Annotated in this window: 9 protein-coding genes; 3 read left to right on the top strand and 6 right to left on the bottom strand. The window is 70.1% G+C overall.

Annotation, left to right across the window (positions count from 1 at the left end; all coding sequences use genetic code 11):
* The 3 genes from D7X74_RS33620 to D7X74_RS33615 all read right to left on the bottom strand — a co-directional run.
* Nucleotides 1–291 (bottom strand): hypothetical protein (locus D7X74_RS33620; protein ID WP_147446774.1); only part of this gene is annotated, 291 nt, incomplete at its 3' end.
* A 185-nt stretch (nt 292–476) separates the two neighbouring features.
* Nucleotides 477–626 carry a hypothetical protein gene (locus D7X74_RS43240; RefSeq protein ID WP_158622335.1) on the bottom strand — a complete coding sequence of 50 codons (150 nt, stop codon included), beginning with the start codon at nt 624–626 and terminating at the stop codon, nt 477–479.
* 72 nt (nt 627–698) lie between these two features.
* Complete coding sequence (locus D7X74_RS33615) at nt 699–2,201, bottom strand: ATP-binding cassette domain-containing protein (RefSeq protein ID WP_120537094.1); 1,503 nt, start codon at nt 2,199–2,201, stop codon at nt 699–701.
* Between the two features lie 355 nt (nt 2,202–2,556).
* Between D7X74_RS33615 and D7X74_RS33610 the strand changes: the two genes are divergently transcribed.
* Entirely contained in the window at nt 2,557–5,868 is a 3,312-nt protein-coding gene (locus tag D7X74_RS33610; RefSeq protein ID WP_120537093.1) for an Ig-like domain-containing protein, read from the top strand.
* A 152-nt stretch (nt 5,869–6,020) separates the two neighbouring features.
* Here the strand turns inward: D7X74_RS33610 and D7X74_RS33605 are convergent, their stop codons facing one another.
* Nucleotides 6,021–7,118: an SPFH domain-containing protein gene (locus D7X74_RS33605; RefSeq protein ID WP_120537092.1), complete on the bottom strand. Its 1,098-nt coding sequence runs from the start codon at nt 7,116–7,118 to the stop codon at nt 6,021–6,023.
* A complete protein-coding gene (locus D7X74_RS33600; protein ID WP_120537091.1) occupies nt 7,109–7,606 on the bottom strand; it encodes an NfeD family protein in 498 nt (165 codons plus the stop codon). The genes D7X74_RS33605 and D7X74_RS33600 overlap by 10 nt, the downstream gene beginning before the upstream one ends.
* A gap of 123 nt (nt 7,607–7,729) precedes the next feature.
* Here D7X74_RS33600 and D7X74_RS33595 point away from each other — a divergent pair, with 123 nt between their 5' ends.
* Nucleotides 7,730–8,572: an alpha/beta fold hydrolase gene (locus D7X74_RS33595; RefSeq protein ID WP_120537090.1), complete on the top strand. Its 843-nt coding sequence runs from the start codon at nt 7,730–7,732 to the stop codon at nt 8,570–8,572.
* A gap of 53 nt (nt 8,573–8,625) precedes the next feature.
* Here D7X74_RS33595 and chrA read toward each other — a convergent pair whose 3' ends face one another.
* Nucleotides 8,626–9,813: a chromate efflux transporter gene (chrA, locus tag D7X74_RS33590; protein WP_120537089.1), complete on the bottom strand. Its 1,188-nt coding sequence runs from the start codon at nt 9,811–9,813 to the stop codon at nt 8,626–8,628.
* Between the two features lie 200 nt (nt 9,814–10,013).
* Between chrA and D7X74_RS33585 the strand changes: the two genes are divergently transcribed.
* Nucleotides 10,014–10,998: PHP domain-containing protein (locus tag D7X74_RS33585; protein ID WP_120537088.1), on the top strand; the 985-nt coding region annotated here is incomplete at its 3' end.

Genomic DNA, 10,998 nt, shown 5'->3' with positions numbered 1-10,998 from the left:
GCCCTGCTGGGTGGGGGTGGTGGACAGCAGGAACTGGAGCATCACGCCGCCGCCGTTGGAATGGGCGGCCTCCGTGCCCTGGTTGCAGACCCGGGCGGAGGCGATGAAGGGGTCGCCCTCGCGGACGTTGGCGGGGCCCTTCACGTGGGTGATGACCAGGTCCGGTCCCTCGGTGAGGGATTGGGACTGGCTTTTCGCGGACGACGTGGCGTCGCTTCCGCAGCCGGTGAATACCAGGGTGCCTGCGAAGAGCAGACACACGCGTCTCCAGGACGGCGTGGGCCGTGACATGGGTACTCCTTTGGGGGTGGGATGCTGGGAATAAATTCAATCAATCCCAACCGAAAACAGAATCCGGCTTTTCCTACTCCCCGGGAAACATGGCCTCCGGCAGGTCCCCTCGCCCCTGGATGACAAATCACCCAGGGGCGCCGCCCGGGGCACATGTGGGCCCCGGCCGGCGCTGGCGTCTCGGGTCAGTACGGCAGCAGCACGAACACGTTGCCGGTGAGGCTGTTGTTGTCCCTGCGCGGATCCTGCCCATACGGGTCCGAACCGTCCGGGACCAGGAAGGCGCTCAGGTACAGGACCTGGTCCACGGAGGCGCCCGTGGGACGCGACGCCATGGCGACCACCGGGGTCGTGATGCACTGGCCCGCGCCGAGGACGGGGACCTGGGTCTGTCCGACGAGGTTCTGTTATTCCACCTGGACATGTCCGTTCGCGACGAGCCACCGCGTGGTGGTGCACGCGCGGGCGAACGGTGCGTCATGCGTCACGAGCAGCAGCGCCCCGGGGTAGTCGCGCAGCGCCGCCTCCAGCCGCTCGATGGACGGCAGGTCCAGGTGGTTGGTGGGCTCGTCCAGCACCAGGGCCCAGGCGTGCTGGCCCAGGCCGCGCGCCATGAACAGCTTGCGCGCTTCGCCCGGTGATGGCTGCTCGGACGCGAGCAGCCGGTGGGGATCCACGCCCAGCGCGGCCACCAATGACATCACGCGGCCGCGCTCCTCCGGAGGCAGCTCGCGCACCGCGTCGAGCGTGGCGCGGGCCTCGGCCTCGCCCAGGTCCTGCGGCAGGTACAGGAGCTTGTCCTGGGGCACGCGGGACTGCTCCAGCAGGGCCTTGAGGAGCGTCGTCTTGCCGGCGCCGTTGGGGCCCTCGATGCGGATGCGCGCCTCGCGGTCCACGTCCAGCCGCGTGGGGCCCAGCACCTCCACGTCGCCCGCCCTCAGTCCCGGCGTGTCGAACGTGAAGAGCCATGGGTTGGGCGAGCGCACGTAGTCCACGAACACGGAGCGGCCCACCGTCTTGTCCACGGTGAAGGTGCCCACCGCGGCCTCGGCGCGCTCCAATTCGCGGCGCTTCACGGTGACCTGGTGGCCCAGGCGGGCCTCGGCCCAGCTCGCGAGCGTGGAGGGCCCCAGTCCTCTCGCGTCGCTGTCGTACTTGTTCCTCATCCGCCGGCCGGTGCTGCGCGACAGGGTGGCCCCTTCGTGCTCGCGCCGCGTCCGGTCCAACTGCTGCGCCGCGCGATCCCGCTCCGCCTTCGTCTGCTGGTGGGCGGCGACCTCCGCCTCGCGCTCCGCCTCCCAGTGTCCGCGCGCGGCGGAGTAGGCGCCGGGATACAGGTGCGCGCCCCCGCCGTGCACGCGCAGGGTGGCGTGGGTGAGCGTCTCCAGCAGCTCCCGGTCATGGGACACGACGACGCCAATGCCCCGGAAGCGGCGCAGCGCGGACACCAGCCACGCCCTGCCTTCGGCATCCAGGTGGTTGGTGGGCTCATCCAGCAGCAACACGTCCGGCTCGCGCGCGAGCGCCGCGCCCACCTGCCACCGCTTGCGCTCCCCCGGGGACAGCGTGGGCCAGCGCGACAGCGCGGTGACGTCCAGGCCCAACTGCCCGTGGAGCCTGCGCGCCAGCGCGTCGTACGCCTCCGCGAACGCGGCGATGTCCGGCGTCAGCGCCTCCACGCCCTGCGGACACAGGCACACGAGGGGCGAGGGCGGGTCGAACACGAGCTGTCCCGACGTGGGCGTCAGCTCCCCGGACAGCAGGCGCAACAGGGTGGACTTGCCGGCGCCATTGGGGCCGACGAGACCCGTCCAGCCGGGGGCGAGGTGGAAGTCCACGTCGGTGAGGACGGGGATGGCATCGGTGAAGGCAAAGCAGACGCGCTGCGCGCGAAGGGAGGGCGAGGGCATGTGAAGCGACTCCTGAATCCGGATGCCAGCGCACACGCCCATCAGGACGCGCGGCGGCGGGGTACAGCCAGGGACCGGGGTTTCAGGCGTGCAGCTTCAAGGGTGGAGCGACCTCGCGTGGGGGAAGACCTGTGACGTCCTCCCGCGTGCACAACGAACAACGCGGCTTCGGGTGAAGCATGCGGCGCGGCCCGGGCGGAGTGCAAGCCCGGTCGCGCCGTGGATGCGGACACCGACAGCGAAACCCTCGGTGCCCTGACAACGATTCCCGGGCTTCGCGTCGCGCCATGGGGGGGGATTGTCAAAGCCGGAATAATCAGGCAGTCCCGGACTCGCCAACAGAGGGGGAAGTACCATGCGGTTGTGCAAGGGGCTGCTGAGCGGCCTGTTTTTCGTTGTCTCCAGTTGTGGTCCCACGACGCCGGAAGAGCCGGCGCCCGAGAAGGCTCCAGCCCAGGTCCAGGCCGAGCGGCTGGCGGCGGAGCGCGGCTTCGACTTGCGGGAGGTGACGCTGGTCCTGAACGAGAAGGGGGACCGGCACGCGCTCCACTACCGGGGCGTGCCCGTCTTCGGCCTGGAGGCGAAGACGACGGAGGGCCAGACGCTCTTCTCCAACGTCCGCTTCGAGTCGGCGGGCGCGGTGGAGACGGAGGCGCGCATCACCGAAGCGCAGGCCCGGGAAGCGGTCCTGGCGGAGCTGAAGGACTCCAGCGCGAAGGTGGACAGCGCGCGGCTCGTGCTGCTGCCTGGTGAGGAGCTCCGGCTGCGCGAGGGGGCCGCCCCGAGTGTCAGTGGCCACCGCAACGCGGAGGACTTCGAGCGGGTGGTGACGGAACTGCGGCTCATCTACCGGCTGAAGCTCACCACGGGCGGGAATGCGCGGGGCTCGCGACGCGGGTGGAGCGCGCAGGTGGATGCCCGCACCGGCGAGGTGCTGCGGCTGGAGCCGATGGAGCACACGGGTGTGAGCGTGGTGTTCAAGAAGGGGACGGCCTATGGCTACTACTCGGGCAGGACTGGCATCCCCGTGGCCTACGACTCCCTGAGCCGGGAGTACTTCCTGCAGGACACGCGCTCCAATGTCTACATGGCGTATGTCCCCGCGGGGAGGGGCGGAACGTATGATGAGTTCGCGGGCCCGGACGCGAGCTTCGGCAACGGACTGCTCTACAGCGGCGGCAGCGCGGCAACCCTCGGCGCCAACGGCGAGACCGCGGGGGTGGATGCCTACTCCGCCGTGAACCTGGCGTGGTCCGTCTACGAGACCTTCCTGGGGCGCAATGGCCCGTCCGGCAACGGCACGCCCTTCGAGGTCCGGGTGCACCTGCCCAACGAAAACGCCTTCTATTACCCCAGCGCGGACGAGCCCGTCCTGGGGTTCGGCTATCGCAGCCTCACGTCCAGCCCCAAGGCCCCCATGACGACCACGGACATCGTGGGTCATGAGATGGGCCATGACTTCTTCGCCCGGGAACTGGCGGGAGACCCCACGGACCTTCCGAAGGAGCTCTCGGAGCAGGCCGGGATGAACGAAGGCTCGGGGGACATCTTCGGTTTCATCACCGAGCTGCTGCGCGACGCGCAGCGGGCATCGCCGCCGTCGACCAACCTGGACGCGGTGCCGCTGAAGCAATCGAACCTCGACTCCGCCGAGGAGACAGGCGTCGTCTCTCGCAACCTCCTCACGCCGGTGCTGCCGGAGTGGTACGCCGGCATTGGCCAGGAGGACGAGCACTTCTCCGGAGGTCCCCTGAGCCGGATGTTCGTGCTCCTGGCCTATGGCTGCAGCATCTACCCCCAGAGCCCCTTTCACTGCTCCCTGGCGCCCGAGGGCTTCGGTGGCCTGGGGCCCACGGAGGCGTTCCGTGTCTGGGCGCTCGCGGTGCAGTTGATGCCCCTGGGTTCGGACTACGTCCAGGCCCGCCAGGCGGCGCTTGCCGCCGCGACCTCGCGGGATGGCGTCCAGGGCGGCCCCCGGATGAAGGCCGTGGCCGGTGCGTTCGCGGCCATCAACGTGGGCTTCAAGGTGGACACGGTGCCGCCCCAGACCACGCTGAGCTGCCGGCAGGTGAACCAGGACATCGAGTGCACCGGCACCATCACCGACGCGGAGGTTCCGGACAAGTACAGCACCGCGCCGCGCCTGGTGGTGGATGGCGGCACGCAGATCAAGACGCTGTCCGGCTGGCAGTTCACGCAGACCCTGCCGGGCGCGGGGCTGGCGGGCGGCAACCACACGATCCAACTCCAGGCGTGGGACTTCTGGCAGAACCTGGCCACGAGGACGGTGACGGTCACGCTGGACAAGACCCCGCCCACCGCCACCATCTCCCGTTCCGGTCCGCCGAAGCAGCCCCTCTTCTCCGTCACGCCGGTCGATCCTTCCGGCATCCGCGTCGTGGAGTTCGGCGAAGGCTCCCAGGTGCAGTACGGGGTGTTCGTCCCTCCCTACGAGCAGGTGCTGGACACCTCCACCTGGAGCGACGGCACCCATGACGTGCTCATCAAGGTCACCGATGAGTTCCTGAACGTCGCCGTCTTCCATGAAGCCCTGAAGGTGGACAACACGCCGCCGACCGTGACGATGACGGTGGGGACCGGTCAGGAGGCCCCCTTCAACGTGGACGTCACGGTGAGCGATCTCTCGGCGGTGGCGCGGGTGGACTTCAAGGTGGACGGGGTGATCTTCGCCACGCGGACGAACGCCTCGACGACGTACCAGGCCAGCTACATCCCCAATGATCCGCTGGCGCACAACCTCACGGTGGAGGTGACGGACGCCTTCGGCAACAAGGGGACGACGAGCAGGGCGGCGCCGCTCGACCGGACGCCGCCGCAGGTGAGCTTCGTGAAGGAGCAGCTGAGCTCGCTGGTGAAGTTGACGGTGGGCGCCTCGGATGGGTGTGGCATCCAGTATCCGTATGCGCTGTATGTGGATGGAGTCCTGGTGGGGCAGCCCACGACGCCGGGGTACGTGTTGCAGTTCGGAGACAGCATGGCGGCGGGCACGCATGCGTTCCAGGCCCTGGTCAGCGACCAGTGCGGCAACACGGCGAACTACCAGACGGTGTTCTTCAAGGACCTCACGCCGCCGGTCATCACGGGCATCGTGAGGGACGACAGCCAGCCGAAGAAGCCGAAGTTCACGGTGCAGTGCACGGACACGGAAGGAGTGCACCACGTGGAGATGCGGGAGAACGGCGTCCTCCTCCAGACGGACACCACGGCGCCATATGAGTTCGTGGTGGACACCACGGCCCGGCAGGACGGCAACTCCACGGTGCTGTTCCAGTGCACGGACATCAACGGCGTCTCCAGCACGCCGGAGACGCGCACGGTGACCGCGGACAACACCGGCCCCACGTACAACCTGACTGTTTATGGCGCGGGCCGCTCGTACCTCGTCTCGGCGGGGGCGGTGACGGATCCGCGCGGCGTCCAGTCCGTCAAGCTCGTGGGTGGGGTGATTCCCGGCTTCACCGTCACGCTGACCCAGGCGCCCTATTCCTACCAGTGGATCATCCCGGGGACCGGGGCCATCCAGACCGACCTGCCGTTCACGGTCGAGGCCAAGGACACGTGGGGGAACAGCGCCGGCAGGGTGCTGTACTGCCGGGTGAACACGGCCTCGACCACGCCGCAGTACCTGAGCTGCTACTCCCTGTGATCAGGGCAGGCCCGGGCGTCGCCTCGGTCGGGCGGCGCCTGGGCCACGCCGCGTGAAGCGCGTTCAACCCTCCGCGGCGCCAGGCGGGAGCGCCCCACTGCGCGTGGGGCGCTCACCGCATGCGGCCGAAAGGAACCGAAGGAGACCCGGGGCTACTCGTCCGACGGGGGCGGCTGCACGCGGCGGGTGGCCGGCATGGGCGCGGTGGCCGTGGCGGCGGCGTTGCGAGCGATCGCCTGGGCGCTCAGCGCGGCGGCGGACGGGTTGCGCGCGGGCAGCCGGGGGGCCTCCGGGGCGGGGGACGCGGTGCCTTCGCGGCCGAAGACGTCCTTGAGCATGGACAGGGTGCCCATCGCGGCGGTGGCCTCGTAGGGGACGAACATCTTGTTCTCGCCCTTGCCCAGCTCCTGGAGGGTCTCCAGGTAGCGCAGCGCGAGCACCTCCGGGGTGGCGCGGCCGGTGTGGATGGCCTCGAAGGTGAGGCGCGTGGCCTCCGCCTTGCCCTCCGCCTCCAGCATGACGGCGCGCTTGTGCCCTTCCGCGCGAGCGACCTCCGCGTCGCGTTCAGCCTCGGCGCGCAGGATGCGGGAGATCTTCTCGCCCTCGGCCTGGAGGATGGCGGCGGACTTGTCGCCCTCGGCCTTGGTGACCTCGGCGCGGCGCTCGCGCTCGGCGGTCATCTGCTTGGCCATGGCGGCCTTGATGGCCTGGGGCGGCTCAATCTCACGCAGCTCCACGCGGGTGACCTTGACGCCCCACTTCTCGGTGGCCTCGTCCAGCACCATGCGCAGCTTGGTGTTGACCGTCTCGCGGCTCGTGAGCGTCTGGTCCAGGGTGAGGCCGCCCATGACGTTGCGCAGGTTGGTCATGGTGAGCTGCTCGATGGCGAGCGCCAGGTTCTCCACCTGGTAGAGCGCGCGGCCCGGATCCACGATCTGGTAGTAGATGACGGAGCCGACCTCCATGTTGACGTTGTCATGGGTGATGACCTGGACAGTCTCGAAGCCCATGACCTGCTCGCGCAGGTCCACCAGCGTGTTGCGCACGATGCGCGTGCCGCTGCGCATCTCCATGGCGCGGGGGCTGTCCATGAAGGGGATGAGGATGTTCAGGCCGCTGGAGGCCACGTGGTGGAACTTCCCCAGCCGCTCCACGACCATGACCTTGGCCTGGGGAACGATGCGCACTCCGGTGATGAGCCCGAACGCGACGGCGGCCGCCGCGAAGAGCAGAACAATGGTCAGTCCCATCCTGCGTTCTCCTTCTTCGGTCGCGGCTGAGGCAGCGCGACCTCGTGGGACGCCGACGGGCGTCGCACCCACAACTTGAGTCCTTCGATCTGCTCCACGGTGACGCGTTCGCCCTCGGGCAGGGGGCCCGACAGGGAGCGCGCCATCCACAGCTCGCCGTTGATGCGCACGGTGCCCCCGTGTGGGTCGGACAGCGCCTCCGTCACCACGGCCTCCTGGCCCATCATCGCTTCGACGCCCGTCTTCAAACGCACGGCGTCGCGCATGAAAACGTGTTTGAAGATCGTCCGGGACGCGCCGAAGAGGGCCGCGGACACCAGGGTGAAGACGATGAGCTGACCGTCGAAGCCCAGCCCCGCGCCGGCCGTCAGGGACGCCATCAGGGCCCCCACGGCGAACCAGAGCGTGACGAAGCCGGAGAGCTTGATTTCGAGCGCCCCCAGGACGATCGCGGCAATCAGCCAGAGCTGCCAGGCGGTGGTGTCCATGGGGTCCTTGTTTGGCAGCCGCTTCGCCTTCCTGTCAAACCGGGCGACCGGGCGACAGGAAACAATCGTCCTGGAGGAGGGGTTGCGGGCGAGGACCCCAGGGTCCGCTCTGGGGGAGAGTCCATGCCGTACCTGTCCATCCGTGGCGCACGACTGTACTACGAAGACACCGGAGGGTCCGGGGAGCCGGTGCTCTTCAGCCACGGGCTGCTTTGGGATTCCCGGCTGTTCCGCGATCAAGTCACGGCCTTGCGGGGCCGCTACCGGTGCATCACGTATGACCACCGGGGGCAGGGGCACAGCGAGCCCCCGCCTGGTGGCTCGGCCATCGACCTGCGCACGGTGTACGAGGACGCGGTGGCCGTCATCCAGGCGCTGGGGCTGGCGCCGTGCCACTTCGTGGGCCAGTCGATGGGGGGCTTCGTGGGCCTGCGGGTGGCCGCGCGGCACCCGGAGCTGTTGCGGTCGCTGGTGCTGCTGGACTCGTCCGCGGCGGCGGAGCTGCCCCTGACGCTGGCGCGCTACCGGCTGCTCACGACGCTGACGCACTGGCTGGGGCTGCGGCCGGTGGTGGACCCCATCATGTCGCTCTACTTCGGGCGCACCTTCATGCGGGATCCGGAGCGCGCTGCGGAGCGGGCCCTGTTGCGCCGGCAGCTCGCGGACAACCCGCGCGAGGTGTGGCGGGCGATGCAGGGGGTCATCCACCGCCGCAGCGTGGAGGGGGAGCTGCACCGCATCGTGACGCCGACGCTGGTGCTGGTGGGCGACGAGGACCTGGTGACGGTGCCGGAGCGGGCGGAGCGGCTGCACCAGCGCATCCAGGGCTCACGGCTCGTGCGGCTGCCCTGTGGCGGGCACATGTGCATCCTGGAGCAGCCGGAGGCGGTCAATGCCGCGCTGCGCGACTTCCTGGAGACGGCGGAGCCGCCCGCCTGGGCACAGGAGATCCGGGGGCTGGGGTGAGAGGGATTGAGGCCCGCGGGGTAGGGTGAAGCCCGGTTGGCGGCCCGCTTCCATCACTGCACACCGCCGCGCACGAGCAGGCCCAAGGCCGCCCCGCCCAGCACGAGCCATGCGGAGTTGAGTCGGAGGCGAACCAGCAACGCACCGCTGACGAGTGCGAGCGCTACCGTCCAACCATCGACCAGCGCCGAGCGACCCAGCTGCCACGTCACCACCGCCATCAGGGCGAGGGATGCGGCATTGACGCCATCCAGCCCCGCACCGGCGATGGGCGAGCGCCGGATGCGCGGCACCAGGGGACCGCTGAGCGCGACAAAGACGAATGCGGGCAGGAAGATGCCCAACGTGGCGAGCCCCGCGCCGGCCGAGCCTCCAACGACATACCCGATGAAGGTGGCCGTCGTGAATACGGGCCCGGGTGTCACCTGGCCCACCGCCACGGCATCAAGGAGTTGTGCCTCGGTGAGCCAGCCCCAGCGCTCCACCAGGTCCGCGCGCAGGAATGCCAGCAGGACGTAGCCACTCCCAAAGAGAACGCTGCCCACCTTCACGAAGAAGAGGAACAGCCCGCCAAGGCTGAAGGGGGCTGCGGCGGTAGCGCCTGCTGCGAGTGCGTGCAGCGTCATGGGCAGGCCCAGGGTGACTCCGTGCCGCGAACCACCGGCCGCCCTCGGCGGGCCCTCGCGGAGCTGTTTCCAGAGCACCGCGCCAGCGCCCGCGAACACCAACACCAGCAGCTCGTTGACGCCCAACGCGCGGGCCACGGTGCTGCCGAGGGCCAGGGCCGCGAGCGGTCGCGTCTTGAGGGCGGAGCGTCCCAGGCCCCAGAGCGCCTGGAGCACCACCGCGATGATGACAGGCTTGACGCCGTAGAGAATGGCGCCGGTCTCCGGCAGGGAGCCGAAGCGCATGTACGCCCAGGCGGCAACGAGCGTGAGCATCATCGCGGGGAGGATGAAGCAGGCCCCCGCGACCAGCAGCCCAGGCCAGCCAGCGCGGCGGTGTCCCAGGTGAATGGCCAGCTCAGTCGAGTTGGGGCCCGGGATGAGGTTGGTGGCGCCCAGCAGGTCGAGGAACTCCTCCCGCGGCAGCCAGCCACGCCGGCGCACCACCTCGTCCTCCATCATCGCGATGTGGGCGGCGGGGCCACCGAACGCCGTCAGGCCGAGTCGCAGGAAGAGCAGCGCCACCTCTCCAAGCCGGCCCGGCGGCACACGCTGGGCGTCGTCCCCCTCACGCATTTCGCCGCTCCGTGAGCCAGGCATCCACCGGCGGACAAGGAAGCCCACGAGAACGAGGGTACCACCCTGTACCGGGCTGGTTGGAGGACGCTCGCGCCCGGCCAGGGGCCCGGGGCCCGGGGACAACCCATGAAGTCGCCCTCTCGGCGCGCGAAGATCCAATCTAGCGCCTGAACGCCCGCTCAGTATCCTGATCCAGCGTGAGCTACGCCGAGCTGGTGTGCAGATCCCACTTCTCCTTCCTGCGCGGTGCGTCCCATCCCGAGGAGCTGGTGGCCGCGGCGGCGCGGCTGGGCCTGTCCGCGCTGGCGCTGACGGATCAGGACGGGCTTTACGGCGCGGTGAAGGCGCACCTGGCGGCGAAGGAGCACGGGGTGAAGCTGCTCCTGGGCGCGGAGCTGACGCTGGAGGACGGCCCGCCGGTGGTGGTGTACGCCCGTGACGCGGGCGGGTACGCGAACCTGTGCCGGCTGGTGTCCCACAGCCGGATGACGCACCCCAAGGGGGAGGCGGGCCTGCCGTGGCGCAAGCTGGCGGAGCACGCGTCGGGGCTGCTCGCGCTCCTGCCGGGGCCCGCGCCGCTGGAGGCGGTGGCCCCGCTGGCGGAGGCCTTTCCGGGGGCCTTCCATGTCGGCTTGAGCCGCTCGCTGTCGGCGGGGGACGCCGTCCGGGAGGCCCGGGCGGACGCGCTGGCCCGCGCGCTGGGCGTGCCGCTGGTGGCCCACAACGACGTGCACACGCACCACCGGGAGCGCCAGCCGCTGCAGGACGTGCTCACCTCCATCCGGCACGGGGTGACGGTGGATCAGGCGGGCACGCGGCTGTTCCCGAACGCGGAGCGGACGCTGAAGTCCCCCGGGGAGATGGCGCGGCTGTTCGCGGACCGGCCGGAGGCGCTGGCGCGCACGGTGGAGCTGGCCTCCCGCTGTGAGGCGTCGCTGGACGCGCTGCACTACCACTTCCCGGAGGAGGATCTGCCCGAGGGCCGCACGGCGGACACCCACCTGCGGGCGCTGACGGAGGCCGGGCTGCGCACGCGCTACCCGGCGGGCATCCCGCCGGAGGTGACGCGGCAGATTGAGCACGAGCTGCGGCTCATCGCGGCGCTGGACTTCGCGGGGTACTTCCTGGCGCTGTGGGACATCGTGATGTTCGCGCGGGGGCGGGGGATCCTCTGTCAGGGGC

The organism is Corallococcus sp. CA047B (assembly GCF_003612065.1).
In the GTDB taxonomy this organism is placed as follows: domain Bacteria; phylum Myxococcota; class Myxococcia; order Myxococcales; family Myxococcaceae; genus Corallococcus; species Corallococcus praedator.
The sequence above is the reverse complement of the archived record's forward strand: the minus strand, read 5'-3'. Positions and strand labels throughout refer to the sequence as shown.

Bases quoted from the DNA above. Each gene is read 5' to 3' on its own strand.
- D7X74_RS33605 (WP_120537092.1), bottom strand. From the start codon at position 7,118: ATGGGACTGACCATTGTTCTGCTCTTCGCGGCGGCCGCCGTCGCGTTC.
- D7X74_RS33615 (WP_120537094.1), bottom strand. From the start codon at position 2,201: ATGCCCTCGCCCTCCCTTCGCGCGCAGCGCGTCTGCTTTGCCTTCACC.
- D7X74_RS33595 (WP_120537090.1), top strand. From the start codon at position 7,730: ATGCCGTACCTGTCCATCCGTGGCGCACGACTGTACTACGAAGACACC.
- D7X74_RS43240 (WP_158622335.1), bottom strand. From the start codon at position 626: ATGGCGTCGCGTCCCACGGGCGCCTCCGTGGACCAGGTCCTGTACCTG.
- chrA (WP_120537089.1), bottom strand. From the start codon at position 9,813: ATGCGTGAGGGGGACGACGCCCAGCGTGTGCCGCCGGGCCGGCTTGGA.
- D7X74_RS33610 (WP_120537093.1), top strand. From the start codon at position 2,557: ATGCGGTTGTGCAAGGGGCTGCTGAGCGGCCTGTTTTTCGTTGTCTCC.
- D7X74_RS33600 (WP_120537091.1), bottom strand. From the start codon at position 7,606: ATGGACACCACCGCCTGGCAGCTCTGGCTGATTGCCGCGATCGTCCTG.